This is a genomic window from Nocardiopsis sp. CA-288880, from assembly GCF_050955985.1.
GTDB lineage: Bacteria > Actinomycetota > Actinomycetes > Streptosporangiales > Streptosporangiaceae > Nocardiopsis > Nocardiopsis tropica.
This window is the reverse complement of the sequence record NZ_CP192105.1, coordinates 89,429-107,064: the sequence shown is the minus strand read 5'-3', so window position 1 is coordinate 107,064 and position 17,636 is coordinate 89,429. Positions and strand designations below refer to the sequence as shown.

The 17,636-nt window shown below is 71.5% G+C and carries 17 protein-coding genes and 1 tRNA gene; 8 read left to right on the top strand and 10 right to left on the bottom strand.

Features of this window, described 5'->3' with window-relative positions:
• Positions 1 to 11: 11 nt before the first annotated feature.
• Positions 12 to 554 (top strand): bacterial proteasome activator family protein, encoded by a 543-nt coding sequence (locus ACQPYD_RS00510; RefSeq protein ID WP_276567181.1) that lies wholly within the window; start codon positions 12 to 14, stop codon positions 552 to 554.
• A 64-nt stretch (positions 555 to 618) separates the two neighbouring features.
• Here the strand turns inward: ACQPYD_RS00510 and serS are convergent, their stop codons facing one another.
• The 8 genes from serS to ACQPYD_RS00470 all read right to left on the bottom strand — a co-directional run bounded on the left by serS (position 619) and on the right by ACQPYD_RS00470 (position 8,525).
• Positions 619 to 1,887, bottom strand: coding sequence for a serine--tRNA ligase (serS, locus tag ACQPYD_RS00505; protein WP_433699296.1), 1,269 nt, complete (start codon positions 1,885 to 1,887; stop codon positions 619 to 621).
• Between the two features lie 277 nt (positions 1,888 to 2,164).
• Positions 2,165 to 3,112 carry a prephenate dehydratase gene (gene pheA, locus ACQPYD_RS00500; RefSeq protein ID WP_330157953.1) on the bottom strand — a complete coding sequence of 316 codons (948 nt, stop codon included), beginning with the start codon at positions 3,110 to 3,112 and terminating at the stop codon, positions 2,165 to 2,167.
• 70 nt (positions 3,113 to 3,182) lie between these two features.
• A complete protein-coding gene (locus ACQPYD_RS00495; RefSeq protein WP_433699295.1) occupies positions 3,183 to 3,938 on the bottom strand; it encodes a DUF4446 family protein in 756 nt (251 codons plus the stop codon).
• Between the two features lie 36 nt (positions 3,939 to 3,974).
• The gene (locus tag ACQPYD_RS00490) at positions 3,975 to 4,823 is read right to left on the bottom strand and encodes a glycosyltransferase family 2 protein (protein WP_433699294.1); all 849 of its coding nucleotides are present in this window, start codon (positions 4,821 to 4,823) and stop codon (positions 3,975 to 3,977) included.
• 12 nt (positions 4,824 to 4,835) lie between these two features.
• Entirely contained in the window at positions 4,836 to 5,150 is a 315-nt protein-coding gene (locus ACQPYD_RS00485; RefSeq protein WP_433701905.1) for an STAS domain-containing protein, read from the bottom strand.
• Positions 5,151 to 5,313: 163 nt separating this feature from the next.
• Positions 5,314 to 5,931, bottom strand: a complete 618-nt coding sequence (locus tag ACQPYD_RS00480) for an ATP-binding protein (RefSeq protein ID WP_433699293.1) — start codon at positions 5,929 to 5,931, stop codon at positions 5,314 to 5,316.
• 123 nt (positions 5,932 to 6,054) lie between these two features.
• A complete protein-coding gene (locus ACQPYD_RS00475) occupies positions 6,055 to 8,115 on the bottom strand; it encodes a PAS domain S-box protein (RefSeq protein WP_433699292.1) in 2,061 nt (686 codons plus the stop codon).
• Between the two features lie 77 nt (positions 8,116 to 8,192).
• Entirely contained in the window at positions 8,193 to 8,525 is a 333-nt protein-coding gene (locus tag ACQPYD_RS00470; protein WP_267947420.1) for a rhodanese-like domain-containing protein, read from the bottom strand.
• Between the two features lie 79 nt (positions 8,526 to 8,604).
• On the opposite strand from ACQPYD_RS00470, the gene ACQPYD_RS00465 reads away from it, so the two are divergent.
• Entirely contained in the window at positions 8,605 to 9,138 is a 534-nt protein-coding gene (locus ACQPYD_RS00465; RefSeq protein ID WP_433699291.1) for an SSI family serine proteinase inhibitor, read from the top strand.
• 54 nt (positions 9,139 to 9,192) lie between these two features.
• Here ACQPYD_RS00465 and ACQPYD_RS00460 read toward each other — a convergent pair whose 3' ends face one another.
• On the bottom strand, positions 9,193 to 9,807 hold the full coding sequence (locus ACQPYD_RS00460; RefSeq protein ID WP_433699290.1) for a TenA family protein: 615 nt from the start codon (positions 9,805 to 9,807) through the stop codon (positions 9,193 to 9,195).
• Between the two features lie 212 nt (positions 9,808 to 10,019).
• A tRNA-Leu gene (locus ACQPYD_RS00455) sits at positions 10,020 to 10,102 on the bottom strand.
• A 235-nt stretch (positions 10,103 to 10,337) separates the two neighbouring features.
• Here ACQPYD_RS00455 and ACQPYD_RS00450 point away from each other — a divergent pair.
• From ACQPYD_RS00450 to ACQPYD_RS00425, 6 genes are all read left to right on the top strand, one after another.
• Positions 10,338 to 11,099 carry an FhaA domain-containing protein gene (locus tag ACQPYD_RS00450; protein ID WP_267950197.1) on the top strand — a complete coding sequence of 254 codons (762 nt, stop codon included), beginning with the start codon at positions 10,338 to 10,340 and terminating at the stop codon, positions 11,097 to 11,099.
• Between the two features lie 288 nt (positions 11,100 to 11,387).
• Positions 11,388 to 11,894: an FHA domain-containing protein FhaB/FipA gene (locus tag ACQPYD_RS00445; RefSeq protein ID WP_267947417.1), complete on the top strand. Its 507-nt coding sequence runs from the start codon at positions 11,388 to 11,390 to the stop codon at positions 11,892 to 11,894.
• Positions 11,891 to 13,243: a Stp1/IreP family PP2C-type Ser/Thr phosphatase gene (locus tag ACQPYD_RS00440; protein WP_355012899.1), complete on the top strand. Its 1,353-nt coding sequence runs from the start codon at positions 11,891 to 11,893 to the stop codon at positions 13,241 to 13,243. Before ACQPYD_RS00445 ends, ACQPYD_RS00440 begins: the two co-directional genes overlap by 4 nt.
• Positions 13,244 to 13,250: 7 nt before the next feature.
• A complete protein-coding gene (locus ACQPYD_RS00435) occupies positions 13,251 to 14,660 on the top strand; it encodes an FtsW/RodA/SpoVE family cell cycle protein (protein WP_267947415.1) in 1,410 nt (469 codons plus the stop codon).
• Positions 14,657 to 16,114: a peptidoglycan D,D-transpeptidase FtsI family protein gene (locus tag ACQPYD_RS00430; RefSeq protein WP_433699289.1), complete on the top strand. Its 1,458-nt coding sequence runs from the start codon at positions 14,657 to 14,659 to the stop codon at positions 16,112 to 16,114. The genes ACQPYD_RS00435 and ACQPYD_RS00430 overlap by 4 nt, the downstream gene beginning before the upstream one ends.
• Positions 16,114 to 17,568, top strand: a complete 1,455-nt coding sequence (locus ACQPYD_RS00425) for a serine/threonine-protein kinase (RefSeq protein ID WP_433699288.1) — start codon at positions 16,114 to 16,116, stop codon at positions 17,566 to 17,568. The genes ACQPYD_RS00430 and ACQPYD_RS00425 overlap by 1 nt, the downstream gene beginning before the upstream one ends.
• The last annotated feature ends 68 nt before the right edge of the window (positions 17,569 to 17,636 follow it).

Sequence of the window (17,636 nt, the reverse complement as noted above, 5' to 3'; positions counted from 1 at the left end):
TAAGGGAACTGATGAGCAGCGCAGACGACCAGAAGGACGAGCCCCAGGTACTGGTCATGGGGGTCGACCAGCACGACGGGGCCGACGACGACGGCGCGGAGGAGCCCCGCTCCCTCGCCGACATGGTGGAGCAGCCCGCCAAGGTGATGCGGATCGGCAGCATGATCCGCCAGCTCCTGGACGAGGTGAAGGCCGCTCCGCTGGACGAGGCCAGCCGCACCCGACTCAAGGAGATCCACACCTCCTCGATCAAGGAGCTCGAGGACGGCCTCGCCCCCGAGCTCATCGAGGAGCTGGACCGGCTGACCCTGCCGTTCGCGGACGGGTCGGCGCCCAGCGACGCGGAGCTGCGCATCGCCCAGGCGCAGCTGGTGGGCTGGCTCGAGGGCCTGTTCCACGGCATCCAGACGACCCTGTTCGCCCAGCAGATGGCGGCCAGGGCCCAGCTGGAGAACATGCGCAAGGCGCTGCCGCCCGGCCTCTCCGGCCTCCAGGCCCAGGACGGCCCGTCCGTGGCCGGCGACGAGCCGCACGGCTCCGGCCCCTACCTGTAGTCCGGGTCCCGCACGCGGGGAGCCCCCGCCCTTCCCGGGCGGGGGCTCCTCGCGTGCACGGGTGCTACCGGGCCTTCACCGGCTCCAGGACGTCGAGGCCCAGGAAGGGGCGCAGCGCCTCGGGGACGACCACGGAGCCGTCCGCGCGCTGGTGGTTCTCCAGGATGGCGACGATCCACCGCGTGGTGGCCAGCGTCCCGTTCAGGGTGGCGGCGAAGCGGGGCTTGCCGTCCTCCCCCCGGAACCGCACGTTGAGGCGCCGGGTCTGGAAATCGGTGCAGTTCGAGGTGGAGGTCAGCTCGCGGTAGGTCTCCTGGGTGGGGACCCACGCCTCGCAGTCGAACTTGCGGGCGGCGCTGGTGCCCAGGTCGCCCCCGGCGATGTCCACCACGCGGTAGGGCAGCTCCAGCTTGTCGAGCATCTCCCGCTCCCAGGCGAGGAGCCGCTCGTGCTCCTCGTGCGCCCGGTCCGGGTGGGCGTACACGAACATCTCCACCTTGTTGAACTGGTGGACCCGGATGATGCCCCTGGTGTCCTTGCCGTAGGAGCCGGCCTCGCGGCGGAAGCACGTCGACCAGCCCACGTACCGGTTGGGCAGGTCGTCGGCGGCCAGGATCTCCCCGGCGTGGTACCCGGCCAGCGGCACCTCGGAGGTGCCCACGAGGTACAGGTCGTCCGCGGCCAGCCGGTACACCTCGTCGGCGTGCTCGCCGAGGAAGCCGGTGCCCTCCATGGTCTCGGGCTTGACCAGGACCGGCGGGACCATCGCGGTGAAGCCCGCGGCCACGGCCTGGTTCATCGCCATGTTGAGCAGTGCCAGCTCCAGCTGGGCGCCCACGCCGGTGAGGAAGTAGAAGCGGGACCCCGAGACCTTGGCGCCGCGCTCCATGTCGATGGCGCCGAGCATCTCGCCCAGCTCCAGGTGGTCGCGCGGCGTGAAGTCGAACTCGCGCGGCGTCCCGACGGTCTCCAGGACCCGGAAGTCGTCCACGCCGCCCTCGGGCGCGTCCGCCTCCACGATGTTGGGGACGCGGGCCAGGACGGCTGCCAGCTCCTCGGCGAGGCGGCCGGCCTCGGCCTCGGCCTCCTTGACCTCGGCCGCGAGCGACTTGGCCTTGGTCAGAAGCTCCTCGCGGTCCTCCGCGGAGGCCTTGGAGACGGACTTGCCCACACTCTTCTGCTCGGCGCGCAGCGTCTCGAACCGGGTCAGCGCGGCGCGGCGGCCGGAGTCGAGTTCGAGCAGCCGGTCCGCGACGGAGGGGTCCTCCCCGCGGGCGCGCTGCGAGGCGCGGAGTCGTTCGGGGTCTTCTCGAAGAGCGCGAAGGTCGATCACGTCTTGCAGGTTACCGCCCGGGCTCGGCGGCGGTCACATCGTTTCCCCGGACCGCGCCGCCGACGCACGGTGGCGGCTCCCCCTCACGCGTGCGGGGGGACCCCCGGCGCAGCAGCTCGCTGCGCAGCGCCGGAACCCTTCCCCGACCGCGTGCAGGGGGACTCCGTTCTCCGGTCTCCTGGTGTGGAACACCGCCCGGCTCCCCCGCCCGCGTGCGGGGGGACCGCTGTGGAGGAGGCAGCCGCGGGGCCGCCGCCCGGGGCGGCCGGCGCGGTCGTCAGTCGACGTGTCCGGCACGGATGCGCGCCAGCCACTGCTCCGCCTCCGCGAACTCCGCGTCGGTGGCCGGACGGGGCCGGAGCGGGGGGTCGGTCTCGACGGCCTCGCCGCCCCGCGGGTAGCTGCCGAGGAAGCGCACGTCCCGGCAGACCCTCCGGATGCCCATGAGGGCCTCGCCGACGCGGGCCTCGGCCACGTGGCCCTCCGCGTCGATGCAGAAGCAGTAGCTGCCGAGCTTGTCCCCGGTGGGGCGCGACTCCAGCCGGGTGAGGTTGACCCCGCGGACGGAGAACTGGCTGAGCACCTCGATCAGGGCGCCGGGGTGGTCCTCGGAGATGAAGGCGACCAGCGAGGTCCGGTCGGCCCCGGTGGGCGCGGAGACCGCGCCGGGCCTGGACAGGTAGATGAACCGGGTGGCGGCCCCGCCGCGGTCGCCGATCCCGACGGCGAGCGCGTGCAGCCCGTACCGCTCGCCCGCGATCACCGCGCAGATCGCCGCGTCGTAGGGCGCGCCGGGTTCGGAGACCGTGCGGGCGGCGGCGGCGGTGGAGGAGACCGTGTGCGTTTCCGCGTCGGGCAGCCTCCGGGCGAGCCAGCCGCGGCACTGGGCGAGGGCGTGGGGGTGGGTGGCCACCCGCTTGACGTCCTCCAGGACGGTGCCGGGCCGGGCGAACAGCGCGAACTCGACCGGGATCGCCGTCTCACCGGTGATGAGGAGCGGCTCCCCGTTGACGAGCTCGGCGATGGTGGCGGTGACGCCGCCCTCCACCGAGTTCTCCAGCGGGACGACGCCGCCGTCCACCGTGCCGGTCCGGACGGCGTCGAAGACCGCGGCGACGCCGTCGCACGGGACGCGCGCCCCGTCGGGCGCCTCGGGGCGCAGCGCGCGCAGCGCGGCCTCGGTGAAGGTGCCCTCGGGGCCGAGGTAGGCGTAGCGGTTGGGCATGGTGCCAGGCTATACGGACCGGTGGGCGGCGGGTGGCTCCTGGGGACGAGCACGTCGGCCTGGCGGTGGGTCACCCGCGGGCGGAGGTGCTCCCGTCCACCTTCTCCTTCAGGGAGCCCGCGCCCCCGGACGTGCGGCCGGCGCTCGCCGCGGCCTCCGGGACGCCGTCCCCCGCGTCCCCGACCGAGGCGCGGATCCCGGCGCCGTCCTCCTGCCCGGCGCCCTCCCCGTCCCCGGAGCGGTCGTCCGCGTCGCAGCCCTCCGCGTCGTCCATGTCGTCCATGTCGTCCATGTCCTCCACGGCTGACAGCACCGTGACCAGGGGGTCCGGCGCGGGCTCCGCGCCGCTGCCGTCGGAGCCGGTCACCGCGGCCTCGGCGGCCGCGGTCCCGACCGGGTCCACGGGGGCCGAGGGAGCCGGCACGAGGGCGCCGACGCCGTTGCCCAGCCGGGCCGACCGGACCACGCGGTCCTCCTCCGGGCTGAGCAGGACGCGGCCCTCGCCGCGCACGACGGCCTTGGCGTAGGTGCGCGACTCGGTGCGGCCGTTGATGGAGGTGAGGACGACTCCGTCGCCCTGGCCGTTGAGCAGTGCGAGGGAGAAGGAGCGGGTGCCCGACATCTCCTCCAGGGCGTCGTAGTGCAGTACGGCCACGTCACGGACGGCGAACGGGTCGACGCCCGAGGCACCCACCGCGGCCGTGCGGGTGGCCAGGACCTTGGTTTCGTCGCCGAGCGCGCGGGCCCTGTTCAGGGCGTATCCGCCGAGGGCGAGTCCGCCCAGGCCGGCGATCAGACCCAGCGAGGCAATGAGCGTAGTGAACACAGCGCGAGCGTATCGCTACGCAACGCACCTATGGTGTCACTCCCGGCCATTTCTCCGATCCCTGTGCCCGAGTTTTCGCGACATTTGCCGTCGCGTGAACGTCGTGCGCCCCAGGGCCCTGTCCCATCCGCGCCGGACCGCCGGCCGGAGCCCCCTGGCCATCAGGGCCCTCGCCACGTCCGTGAACTGGTGCGCGCGGTGCATCTGCGCCCTGAGGTCGGTACCGGTGGCCCGGTGCTCCAGCGGCACCTCCACCTCCTCCACGCGGAACCCCGCCCGGAGCACGTCGATGGTGAGGCCGGTCTCCACCCCGAAGCCGGGCGCCAGCGGCCTGGCCGCCTCGAAGGCCGCGCGCGTCAGGCAGCGCTGGCCGTTGAGCGGCTGCTCCGGCTCCCAGCCCGTGGCCCGGCTGACCCCGCCCCGGGCGAGGCGCACCACGAAACCGTGTCCGCCCAGGCGCATGCGGGTGGCGGGGAAGAGCGCGATGGTCATGTCGGCCTTCCCCGTGCCGACCGGTTCGATCAGCGGGGCGGCCCCCGAGGCCGTGCCCTCCAGGTCGGCGTCGAGGAACAGCAGGTGCCGGGGCGGGCGGCGCGTACCGGCTTCCGCCTCGTCCTCCTCGATGAGCCGGACGCCCTCGGCGCCCGTCTCCATCGCCGCTCCCTTGCCCCGGTTGCGGCTGTGCCTGAACACGCGCGCGCCGGCCCGGAGCGCGACGTCCGCCGTCGTGTCCGCGGAACCGTCGTCGACCACGACGACCAGGTCGACGCCGGGCAGGTCGCGGGCGGCGCGCACGGTGCTGGCGACCCGCTCGGCCTCGTCCTTGGCGGCGATCACCACGGCGACCCCGGTCTCCTCCGGGCCGCCGGCCTCCCCCTCGCGCACCCCGCGCCCCGTCTACTGGGCCTTGCCGGTCCCCGCGGCCACCGGCAACGCGTCGAGATCGGCGTGGATGACGAACACCTCGACCAGTCCGGTGACCTCCAGGACCTTCATGACGGCCGGTTTGGGCGCCACGAGCTCCAGTTCACCGCCCTTGTCACGGGCGCGCTTCATGGCGGAGAGCAGCACGCTGATGCCCGTCGAGTCGCAGAACTCCGTCCGCGACATGTCGATGACCAGCCGCCGCGCCCCGTCCTCCAGGGCTCCGACGAGCTCGCTGCGCAACTGGGGCGCCGTGTACAGGTCGATCTCACCGCCCACGGTTACCACCGCGACGTCTTCTTGAGATCGGCTTGATATCTTCAACTCCACGGACGTGACTGTAGCGTCCCGTCCATCCCCGGGCCACTTCGGTGACGGTGTGTTGACGGTGTTTCGCTACATCGGTCACGTTCCTCCGGGTGCCGACGCCGGAGTCCCCTCGTGGGGCGCCTCAGAGCAGCGCGCTCCGGGCCCGCTGGTCGTCACGGAGGTGGAGGCGCAGCTCGACGACGTCGGCGGCCCTCCGGTCCACGAGCTGGTCGACGACACCGCAGCCGCGGTCCGCGTCCGTCCCCCGCTCCGCGCGGCCGACGTCGTCCGCGGAGAGCTCCAGGACCGCCCACACCGTGGTGGTCGTCGCGTCCATCTCGGTGCCCCAGCGGCCCGACAGGGTCTGGACGATGCCCAGGCCCCGGCCGCCCAGCCCGGACACGGAGGGCATCGCCACCCGGGGCATCGTGCTGGACCCGCCGTCGCGCACCGAGATCTCCACCCAGCCCCCGGGGCGCGGACCGCGGTCCACCTCGACCCTCCAGGACACGCCGACGGAGTTCTCGGGATTGCCCGGCGTGGGCAGGGGGCTGGCGTGGCGGAGGGCGTTGCTGACGAGTTCGCTCAGGACGAGGGCGGCGTCGTCGACGCGGTCCTCACCGAGTTCCATCGCGTGCAGGTCCCCGCACAGCCGCTGCCGGGCTCCCGCCACGCTCGCCGGGTCGTAGGGGAGTACGACGCTCCGCTCGACCTTCTGCGGGCGGTCCCCGGAATCAACTGGGGTGCTGTCACCTGACACGTTCTGTCCCTGCGCGTTCGTGCTCTCTCGGGCGGACCGGAACCCGCCCGAAGTGTGGCAGCGAATTCCACCAGGGGTGGAAATGCCCCGATCACCTCGGAAGGAAACCCACGTCGAGATGAATCACGGGGTGGGGCTGGCGCTCCGGCGCACGGATCGCTGTCGTGACAGGGTTTCGGGGGTTGAAGAGGTTTTTGTAGTTTTTTGGGACGCAGGTGGCTGGTGGGAGATGTCTGTCACCTGCGCCCCACCTGTGACGCCCGTGCGCACCGCGGCCGCCACGGGGGACTCCTCCGCCCCGGCGTCCTCTCCCTCCCCGGGGTCCGGCGCCTCGCCACGGTGCAGCGGCACCGTGAAGCGCATCCTGGTCCCCTGTTCCAACCGCTGGGCGGTCACGTCCCCGCCCTGGTCGCGGGCCAGCTGCCGCACGATGTACAGACCCAGCCCCAGCCCGCCGAAACCGGTCTCCCCGTCCCCGCGCGCCCCCGCCTGCACGAAGCGGTCGAAGATCCGCTCCTCGTCCCCCGGGCGCAGCCCCACGCCCTCGTCGTCCACGGTGACCGCGACGGCCTCCTCCTCCGCCCTGGCGGTGACGTGCACGCGGCCGCCCTCCGGCGAGAACTTGAGGGCGTTGTCCAGCAGCTGGTCCATGATCATGCCCGTGGCCAGGGAGTCCCCCGCCGTCGCCGGGAGCTCGTCGGGCCCGTCCAGGGAGACCTCGTGCCGGTCCGAGAGCGGCCGGAACGCGCTGACCGCCTGCCTCAGCACGTCGAGCAGGTCGAACCTGTCCCGGCTGACCCGGATCTCCCCGCGCGAGACGTCCGATCCCAGCTGGAGCCGGTCCACGAGGGTCACCAGGGCCGAGGACCGGTCCGCGATGGTGCCGACCGCCTCGTACTGCGAGTCAGGGGTGAGCCGCGCCCACTTGCGCATGAGGGTGGTCGCGTAGCCGTGGATCACCGTGATGGGGGTCCGCAGCTCGTGGCCGCTGGTGGCCAGGAAGTCCTCGCGCTCCTCCTCCATGGCCTTCTGCGCGGTGATGTCGCGGAAGTCCACCACCCACTCGTGGGTGCGGGGGATCCTCGCCATGAGGATCTCCAGCCAGCGGCCGTCCTTGAGCTTGTGCTTGACGGGCTGGCCGTGGCACGCGGGCAGGGGGAAGGGCGGGTGCCGGCCCTCGACCGCCTCCAACGGGTAGCCGGTCAGCTCCACCGCCGAGCGGTTCCACTTGCGCACCCGGCCGCCGAAGTCCAGCACGGCGATCCCGTCGGCGCTGGAGTCGGCCACGGCCTGTTCGTGGACGCGCTGGAGGTTGAGCTCCTCGTAGGCCAGGGCGTTGCCGATCGCCACCCCGGCGTGCGCGGCGAGGAGTTCGAGCAGTTCCAGCTCGATGTGCCCCACCTTGCGCTGGCTGTAGAGCGCGTAGAGGGCGCCGTACGGGCGGCCGTGCACGTTGGTCACGCACAGGGCGATGGTGTGCAGGCCGGGGAGGTCGGCCCAGACCAGGTCCTGGAGGCCGCGGGTGTCCTCGTTGGCCAGCAGGACGGACTTGCCGCTGCGCAGCAGCTCCCCGAACAGGCTGTCCTCCAGCGGGGCGGTGAACCCCTGGAGCTCCTCGGACAGGGCCGAGATGCTCACCAGCTCCACGCGGTCCTCGTCGAGGAGGACGAACCCTCCCGCGTCCGCGCCGGTCAGCTCGGTGATGCCCCGGGAGATCCGGTCGAGCACCGACTTGAGGCTGAGGTCCGCGTTGATGTCCACGACCACGTCGGTGAGCCGGCGCACCAGCCTGGCCCGCTCCATGGCCGAGCGCTGCGCCTGCACGTCGTTGTCGGAGGGGTGGAGGTTGAGCACCCAGCCGAGGAAACGGCCGTCGGCCCCGGCCACCCGGTTGGCGCCGACCCGGACGTCGACGACCGTGCCGTCCCTGCGCACCCGGCGCGTGTACACCGCCAGCGGGTTCCCGGCGCGCACCTGTTCGAGCACCGCGCCGTGCTCGCCCTTCAGCTCGGCGGGGACGATCGGCAGCTCGCCGCCGAGCACCTCGTCCGCGCTCCAGCCGAACATGCGCTCGGCGGCCGGATTCCACACGGTGACCCGGAGCTCGCTGTCGAGACCGACCACCGCGTCCGCTGACGAGGCCAGCACGGCTTCGGCGCTGAGGGGCGCGCGCTCGGAACTCACGACGTCATAGTGCCACCCGAAAGCCGCCGAGTGGCAGGGCTTTGCACAATCCGATCAAATTCCGCCCCGAAGGAGACTCACAGGACCCTCGGCTCCTCGCCGGAGCCCGCCTCCATGGCGCGCCCGGCGTGCTCCCAGGCCCGCATCCCGCCGGACACGTTGACCGAGTCCCAGCCGGCCTGGTTCAGCGCCGCGACGGCCTGGGCGGAGCGGCCGCCGACACGGCAGACCACGTAGACCCTCCTGTCCTGCGGGACCTCGGAGGCCCGCTGCCCCAGCTCCCCGAGCGGGATGTGGACGGCCCCGGGCGCGCGGCCCGCGTTCCACTCGTCGTCCTCGCGGACGTCGAGCAGGTAGGCGCCCTCGGGCACCTCGGTGGCGCCGGTCTCCGGAACACCGTTCCCGAACAATGTGACCCCCTGTGTCGTGATGATGCGAAAAATGTGAGGAACCGGGGAACCCGGCACGGGCGCGCCACGTCGAAGCGGTATGTCACTGCACACCCTCGCGACGGCTCTGCCGGCCCGCCTCGCCGCTCTCGCGGCCCTCGGCCTGCTTATCACGGCCTGCGGCAACGATCCCGCAGAGGTGAACGCTCCGGCACCCGAGTCCGACCAGACCACCGAACCCTCCTCCTCCGGCGACGGGGAGGAACAGGGAGACGACGGCGCGACCGGCGGCGGCGACGCCGAGGTCGAGCTGACGATCGAGCGCTCCCTGAACGACGAGGAGTCGCTGTCGCCCGAGTCCGGCTACGAGGAGGGGACCTGGACCCTCACCTGTGCTCCGGCCGGCGGCGACCACCCCGACCCCGAGGCGGCGTGCGCCCGGATCGACGAGGTCGGCGCGGAGCCGTTCGTCCTCGACACCAGCGACATGATGTGCACGATGATCATGGGCGGCCCCGAGGTCGTCCGCGTCACCGGGCACGTCGAGGACACCGAGGTCGACACCGAGTTCAACAAGGTCGGCGGGTGCGAGGTCGACCGCTTCGAGTCCGTGGACGCGGTCCTCAACCCCTGACCGGGGCGCCGGCGCGCGGGGGCCCGGCCCCGGGGCCTCGGCTCCCGCACGCCGTCAGGGTGTCCACGGGGTGGCCCAGAAGGCGACCTCGTGGCGCATGCCCTCCAGGAAGAAGCGCTCCGCGCGCTCCGGGTCGGGGCGGGCCTCCTCCAGCATGCGCCCGTACCGCTCCGTCAGCCGCGTGAAGCCGGGATCGGCGTAGGTGTCGACCCACCGCCGGTAGCGCGGCTCCTCCGGGCGGTTCCCGGCGAGCGCCAGCCCCAGCTGGTTGTAGCCCCACATGCAGGGGTAGACGGCGGCGAGGCCGTCCCGGTAGTCGGCGGCGGCGTCGAGGAGCCACGACGTGTACGCGGCGCAGGCCGGGCCCTTGTCCTTCACGGTCAGGTCCGCGCCGAACTCCCCGGACAGGGAGCGGTGCAGCTCCAGCTCCTCGTCGAGGGTGCTGTGCGCGATGCCGACCAGGTCGGCGAGGTGGTCGTCGGGCGCCTGCCAGGCCAGGCGGGAGAAGGCGCGCGCGTAGTCGAGCAGGTAGAGGTGGTCCTGCTCCAGCCAGTAGCGGAAGGCGCGGTCGTCGAGGTCTCCCCGGGAGATGCCCGCGACGGTCGGGTGCGCCAGCTGCTCGGCGACCAGCGGTCGCCCGATCTCGTGAAGTCGTTCGGTGATTCCCACGCCCGAAGTGTCCCATCCAGGCGTATCCGTCCGTGCGGCGGCCGTCCCCGGCGCCACACCGTCCGGTCGGACTCCCGGTGACGATCGGTTCACGATCTCCCCGCCCGGGACCGCCGTCCGGGGCGGAGCGGCGCCGGGGGCGGAGTGCCCGCCGACAGCGAAGCGGCCCTGGTCACCAGGTCTACTGGTGGCCAGGGCCGCTTCGGATAAAGTGGGCGAGGAGGGATTTGAACCCTCACATCCTTTCGGACACACGGACCTGAACCGTGCGCGTCTACCGTTCCGCCACCCGCCCGGATGACTCGCATTCAGTTGTGTGGCCAGGTGATCCGGGCTTTTCGTCCGTTTCCCCTGGCGACATGGATAAGGCTAGCACGGTCTGAACGTGGGTCGCACACCGATTTCGGCCCCTCCTCCGGGGCCTTCCCGGACCCCCTCCCGGGGGTGCGCCTGAAACCAGGGACACCCGGGCCCGGTTACGATCGTCTACACATACGAAGTGGAGTACAAAAGGGAGGTACCTCGTGGGAGTGCTCCAACGCTTCGAGCGCAGGCTTGAGGGCATGATCGAAGGCACCTTCGCGATGGCCTTCAAGTCCGAGCTCCAGCCGGTCGAGGTGGCGAGCGCCGTCCAGCGTGAGATGGACGAGCGGGCAGCCATCGTCGCCCAGGGCCGCACCCTGGTCCCGAACGACTTCATCGTCGAGCTCGCGGCCAGCGACAAGGAACGGCTCGAAGTCTACGCCGACAGCCTCGGCCAGGAACTGTCCAAGCTCGCCCGTGACTACGCGACGGAGCAGGGCTACTCCTTCGTCGGTCCGGTCCGGGTCCACTTCAGGTCCGACGAGGGCCTCAAGACCGGCCGCTTCCGCATCCGCTCCGGCGTCGTGCGCGGCACCATGGTCGGTCCGGAGGGAGAGGTCCGACAGCCCGTCGGCGACCCCGGCCAGCCCGCCGGCCAGCAGCAGAGCGGGCGTCCGCGCCTGCTGATCTCGCCGGGCGGCGCCACCGCGGAGGGCAGCATCGCCAGCCACGGCATGCAGCAGTCCTTCGAGCTGACGACCCCGGTGACCCTTCTGGGCCGCGGCACCGACTGCGACCTCCGACTGGTCGACAACGGTGTCTCCCGTCACCACGTGGAGATCCGCCTGGACGGGGACGAGGCCGTCCTCGTGGACAAGGGGTCCACGAACGGGACCTTCGTCAACGGCCAGCAGGTCAGGCAGGCCCGTCTGGTGGACGGCAGCAGGATCAGCCTCGGCCGCACCACCATGACGTTCCGGCGCGACTGAGAACCCCGCCACAATCGACCGATCAGGCCCGGCGCGAACCGCAACCAACACCGTTCCGTCGGCGTCTGACAGGTCGTACCCGGGGCGGGTCGAATACGGACCTGCTGTCGGATATCCGGTCGGGAAGGTAGTCTCCGCGAAGACCTGACCGATCGGGCACAAGGACCGCGGCCGCAGGCCGCGACCAGCGACCTCGACACTCACCGACCCGAAGGTGGGGAAGACACGGTGGCGGCGCCGATGACCGCTACCCCGGCCGAAGCACGACAGGGGCTGAAGAGCAGTTCGATGTCCAACTTGACCCTCATATTGATCAAGATCGCGTATCTCGCGGTGCTTTGGCTGTTCGTCCTCACGGCGGTCGGCGTCATTCGCACGGACCTCTTCGGCCCGTCCAAGAAGAAACCGCGGAAGAAGCCCCGGCCCGGCCCGCGCCCCGCCCAGCGCAGGGAGGCGCCCGCCCCCTCCCACTCCCAGGCCCGGCCGCAGCGCAAGCGCCGCAACGAGCCGACCGTGCTGGCCGTGACCCAGGGGTCCCTCTCCGGCACCACCGTCGACCTGGGGTCCCAACCCATCACCATCGGACGCGCCCCCGACTCGACGCTCGTCATCACCGACGACTACGCCTCGGGCCGGCACGCGCGCGTCTACTCCGAGAACGGCCGCTGGTTCGTCGAAGACCTCAACTCGACCAACGGCACCTACCTCGGCCAGCAGAAGCTGAACCGCCCCCAGCCCATCACGGTGGGTCAGCCCATCCGTATCGGCAAAACCGTCCTGGAACTGCGCAAATGACAATCGCTCTCCGATACGCGGCGTACTCCGATGTTGGATGCCTCCGCGAAGGCAACGAAGACTCCGGCTACGCCGGCCAGCACCTCCTCGCTGTGGCCGACGGCATGGGCGGTTACGCGGGCGGTGAGGTGGCCAGCTCCATCGCGATCTCCTCGATCCGCCGCCTCGACTCCGAGACCCACACGTCGGACGAGATGCCCGAGGTCCTCCAGCGCGCCGTCGAGCAGGCGAACGCCTCCCTCTCCCGCCGGATCATGGAGGAGCCGCAGCTGGAGAACATGGGCACCACCCTGACGGCCATGCTGTGGTCCGGCTCCCGCGTCGCGCTCATCCACATCGGCGACTCGCGCGCCTACCTGCTGCGCGGCCCCCGCTTCGAGCAGATCACCCACGACCACACCCTGGTGCAGACCCTGGTGGACGAGGGCAAGATCACCGAGGAGGAGGTCGCCACGCACCCGCAGCGGTCCCTCATCCTGCGCGCCCTGGACGGCAAGAGCCCGGTCGACCCCGACATCTCCATCAACGACGCCAAGGTCGGCGACCGCTACATGCTCTGCTCCGACGGGCTCTCCGGGGTGGTCAGCAAGAAGACCATCCACGAGACCCTCGCGACCGAGTCCGACCCGCGCGGAGCGTCCAAGAAGCTCATCGAGCTGGCCATCCGCGGGGGCGGCCCGGACAACATCACCGTGGTCGTCGCCGACGTCATCGAGACCGACACCGACCGCGAGGGCCCCACGCCCGCCGCCCAGGTCGTCGGCGCCGCCGACCAGCAGCCCGACGCCGCGGAGCAGGGCAACGACTCGCCCGCGAGACGGGCGCAGGAACTGCGCGGCACCGGCGGGGACACCGCCGAGATGGACCCCGTGCGGGACGACGCCCCGGGCGAGCCCGCCTTCCAGGAGCAGTACGGCGGCTACGACGACTACGAGGCGCCGCCGGCCGACCGGCGGGGCCGCTCCGAGCCCGACGCCGAGTACCGCACCAGGCGCTGGTGGCCCATGGTGCTGGTGTTCGTGGTCGTGGTCGCGGTCGTCGCCGGGGCCACCTACTACTTCGGCCGCCAGTACGTGGACAGCCAGTACTACGTCGGCCCGTCCTCCAACGGCAACGTCGCGATCTACCAGGGCATCAACACCGACATCGCCGGCTTCAGCCTGTCGGACGAGCTGGAGGACACCGAGATCGCCCTCGACTCCCTGGCGGACGCGGACCGCGACGCCGTGGAGAACACGATCCCCGCGGAGAGCCTCGAGGCCGCGCGGGAGAGCGTCGAGAGGCTGAACCAGGGCTCGGGCCCCGCCGGCGGCGACCGGGGGACCGGCTCCGAGGAAGGGACCGGGTGAGTCCGGCTTGAGCAGCACGTCAGCACCGGAGGCGCCGACCGCGCTGCCCCCGGTCAAACGGCGCAACGCCGAACTGGTCCTCACCGTCATCGCGATCCTCATCACGATGGCGGGCATCGCGATCGCCGGCCTCAACCTCAACGGCCGGGTCCCCTCCGCGATGTGGACCGTGGGCCTGACCTTCGGCGCCCTCTCCGCCGTCGCCCACGTGGCGATGCGCTTCCTCGCCCCCTACGCGGACCCGCTGATCATGCCGTGCGCCCTGTTCCTGAACGGGATCGGCGTGGCGATGATCTGGCGCCTGAACGCCTCCCACGAGGAGAACATCGAGGGCGCCGGCGTCGGCATGCAGCTCGTCTGGACCGCGGTCGGCCTGATCTGCTGCTTCCTGATCATCGTCTTCCTGAAGGACCCCCGGATCCTTCAGCGCTACACCTACATCAGCGCCCTGGTCGCGATCGTGCTGCTGATGCTCCCGATCATCCCGGGCCTGGGCCACGCCGTCTACGGCGCCCAGCTGTGGATCAAGATCGGCCCGTTCACCATGCAGCCGTCGGAGTTCGCCAAGATCGCCCTGGTGATCTTCCTGGCGTCCTACCTGATGAGCAAGCGCCAGGTGCTGCAGATCGTCGGCAAGCCGATCAAGGTCGGCCGCTTCACCCTCATCGAGCTGCCCCGCGCCCGCGACCTGGCCCCGATCCTGGTCGGCTGGCTGCTGGCGATCGGCATGCTGGTGGTCCTGCGCGACCTGGGCACCTCCCTGCTGCTCTTCGGCACGTTCCTGGCGATGCTGTACGTGGCCACGCAGCGCTCCTCGTGGGTGACCATCGGCCTGGTCATGTTCGCCGGCGGCGCGACGCTCGCCTACTTCCTCTTCTGGCACGTCCGGGCCCGCGTCAACATCTGGATCAACACGTTCGACCAGGAGGTCTACGAGGCGGTCGGCGGCAGCCAGCAGCTCGTGGAGGGCCTGGTCGGCATGGCCTACGGCGGACTCTTCGGCACGGGCATCGGCGGCGGCCAGGCCCACAACACCTTCGCCGCGGACAGCGACTTCATCCTCGCGTCCATCGGGGAGGAGCTCGGCCTGACCGGCCTGCTGGCCGTGCTCATGGTCCTCGGCCTCCTGGTGGAGCGCGGCATGCGCATCGCGCTCGCGGCGACCGGACCGTTCAACAAGCTCCTGACGAGCGGCATCGCGTTCGTCCTCGCGTACCAGGTGTTCATCGTGCTCGGCGGCATCTCCCGCGTCATCCCGCTCACCGGTTCCACCACGCCGTTCATGGCCGCCGGCGGTTCGGCGCTGATGGCGAGCTGGATCATGATGGGCATCCTGCTCCGCATCAGTGACAACGCGCGCCGCCCGGCACCGCAGTCGATCCAGGACGAGGGCGCGACCCAGGTGATCCGACGATGAACACACCCATCCGCAGGCTGAGCGTTTTCGCCCTGATCCTCATCGGGATCCTGATGCTCAACATCACCTGGATCCAGGGCTTCCAGGCGGACTCCATCCGCGCCGACCCGCTCAACCGGCGCACGTACAGCGAGCGCCTCAGCGAACCGCGCGGCCCCATCCAGGTCGCGGGGGAGAACGTCGCCTTCTCGGAGAACGTCTCCCCGGAGGGCGAGCCCGCCCGCTACCAGCGCGAGTACACCGGCGGCGGCCTGTACACGCCGATCGTCGGCTCCTTCCGCACGTACGGCGCCTCCGGTGTCGAGGACACCGAGAACACCCTGCTCGACGGGTCCGACGACCGCCTGGCCGTGCGCAACTTCCGCGACATCATCACCGGCCGCGAGCCCGAGGGGGCGCAGGTCCAGCTGACCCTCGACCCCGAGGTGCAGGAGGCCGGCTACGAGGCCTTCGCGGGCCTGGGCGGCAAGAACGGCGCGGCCGTCGCGATCGACCCCAGCACCGGGGCAGTCCTGGGCGCGGTGTCCTACCCGTCCTACGACGCCAACGAGGTCGTCAGCATCACCGACCTCGAGGACGCCACCAACAACTACGTGGCGCTGGAGAACGACCCGGCCAAGCCGCTGCTCAACCGGGCCCTCAACGAGCGCTACCCCCCGGGGTCGACGTTCAAGGTGGTGACCGCCGCGGCGGCCATCGAGACCCTCGACGCGGGCCCGGACAGCACCATGGACGCGCCCGACCGGCTGTCGCTGGGGCACGACCTGCCCAACGCCACCCCCGGCGGGACCTGCAACGGCGGCCAGCCCGACACCCTGGCCCACTCCATCCAGATCTCCTGCAACACCTCGATGGCCAACTGGGCGATCGAGATGGGCGGCACCGCCCTCTCGGAGCAGGCCACCAAGTTCGGGTTCAACCCGCCGGAGGGGGAGGAGCTCGAGATCCCCCTCGGCGTGACCCCGAGCTTCGCGCCCCCGGAGGAGGACCGCAACATCCTCGGCCGCGCCGGCATCGGCCAGTCCAACGTCGAGGCGACCCCGCTCCAGATGGCGATGGTGGCCGCGGGTGTGGCCAACGACGGCGAGGTCATGCGACCCTACGTGGTGGACGCGGTACGCGACTCGGACCTGTCCGTGATCACGCAGACCAGTCCGGAGAGCTACTCCCAGGCCGTCAGCGCCAGTACGGCCGAGGACCTGACCGAGATGATGGTCCTGGTCACCGGCGAGGGCGGTTCGGGTACCAACGCGGCGATCCCCAACGTCCAGGTGGCCGGCAAGACCGGCACCGCCGAGACGGGCACGGAGAGCACACACAACTGGTTCATCGGTTTCGCCCCCGCCGACGACCCGCAGGTCGCCGTCGCGGTCGTCGTCGAGTTCGGCGGCGGCAGCGGAAACGAGCTCGCCGCTCCGATCGCCCGTCAGATGATGGAGGCAGTGGTTCAGTAGTGAGTGCCTACGAGCCGTCTTCCCGGAACGGTCCCGGTGATCTCACCGGGACCGTTCTGAGCGACCGTTACCGCCTGGAGGAACAGGTGGGTTCGGGAGGCATGGGTACGGTCTGGAAGGCCACCGACACCCTGCTCAACCGGCCCGTCGCCGTGAAACTCCTCCACCCCTCGCAGATGGCCGAGCCCACCGCGCGGGAGCGGTTCCGCACCGAGGGCCGGATCACCGCCGGCCTCTCGCACCCCGGGATCGCGCAGGTCTTCGACTACGGCGAGGAGGACGGCCGCGCCTTCCTGATCATGGAACTGGTGGTCGGCAACCCCCTCTCCCAGGTCCTGCGCGAACAGGGCCACCTCAGCCCGGACCAGACCCTCGACTTCGTCTGCCAGGCGGCCAAGGCGCTCGCGGCCGCGCACGCGCGCGGTGTGGTGCACCGCGACATCAAGCCGGGCAACCTGCTGGTCACCCCGGACGGGCAGCTCAAGCTGACCGACTTCGGCATCGCCCGCGGCGACATGTCGGTGACCCTCACCCAGACCGGCATGGTCATGGGGACCGCCCAGTACATCTCGCCCGAGCAGGCGTCGGGCCGACCGGCGACCTCCTCGTCGGACCTGTACGCGCTCGGCGTGGTGGCCTACGAGTGCCTGGCCGGGACCCCGCCGTTCACCGGCGACAGCCCGGTCGCGCTGGCGCTCGCGCACACCCGCGACGAACCGCCGGAACTCCCCGACGACATCCCGGCCGACATCGACGACCTGGTGACCTCCCTGCTCCTCAAGGAGCCCGAGGAGCGGCCGGCCTCGGCGAGCGAGGTCGCCCACCTGGCCGCGGTCATCCGCTCCAACGCGGGCACCGGGCCGCCGACCCCCTCCGCGGGGTTCAACGGCATGGCCCAGACCATGGTGGTGGGCGCGGTCCCCGACCCCGGGACGGGGCCGGTGTCCCGGCGAACCGCCGGTCAGGCGGCTGTGACCCCGGTGGGGGAAGAGGACTCCGCTAGGCTTGCAGGGACCTCCGAACGCCGGATCAGCGCCCCCGTGGTGCTCGCCGCGGTCGCGGCGACGGTCCTGATCGTCGCCGCGGTGGTGGCCGGTTTCCTCTACGGAGGCAACCAAGAGGTGGATCCCATGCGTGACGCGGTGGAGCCGCCGGCCACGAGTCCTTCGCCGTCCTCCTCACCTTCGGAGGAACCGGAGGAGTCCGACCCGGTGGACGTCCCCGTGGTGCCGGACAACCAGCCGGACTGGTCGCCGGAGACCGAGCCGTCCCCGACGACGGAGCCATCCCTCCCGGAGGAGGACGAAGAGGAGAGCAGTCCTCCCGAGGACGGCGAGGACGACGGGTCGGAGGAGGAGACACCGGGCGAGGAGGAACCCCCGCCCCCGGACCCGGGTGGCGAGGACAACGGCGGAGGACCTCCCCCCGACAGCATCTCGATACCGAGGCAATGAGCGAGAGACGCTCAGGGTAGGCGGCGGCCCACGGGCGGCTTCCGGAAGACACAAGGATCAGTGCACGA

What these genes read in the sequence shown, in the direction of transcription:
- ACQPYD_RS00430 (WP_433699289.1), top strand. Translation starts at nt 14,657, where the DNA reads ATGAACACACCCATCCGCAGGCTGAGCGTTTTCGCCCTGATCCTCATC.
- ACQPYD_RS00510 (WP_276567181.1), top strand. Translation starts at nt 12, where the DNA reads ATGAGCAGCGCAGACGACCAGAAGGACGAGCCCCAGGTACTGGTCATG.
- ACQPYD_RS00445 (WP_267947417.1), top strand. Translation starts at nt 11,388, where the DNA reads ATGTCCAACTTGACCCTCATATTGATCAAGATCGCGTATCTCGCGGTG.
- ACQPYD_RS00440 (WP_355012899.1), top strand. Translation starts at nt 11,891, where the DNA reads ATGACAATCGCTCTCCGATACGCGGCGTACTCCGATGTTGGATGCCTC.
- ACQPYD_RS00465 (WP_433699291.1), top strand. Translation starts at nt 8,605, where the DNA reads ATGTCACTGCACACCCTCGCGACGGCTCTGCCGGCCCGCCTCGCCGCT.
- pheA (WP_330157953.1), bottom strand. Translation starts at nt 3,112, where the DNA reads ATGCCCAACCGCTACGCCTACCTCGGCCCCGAGGGCACCTTCACCGAG.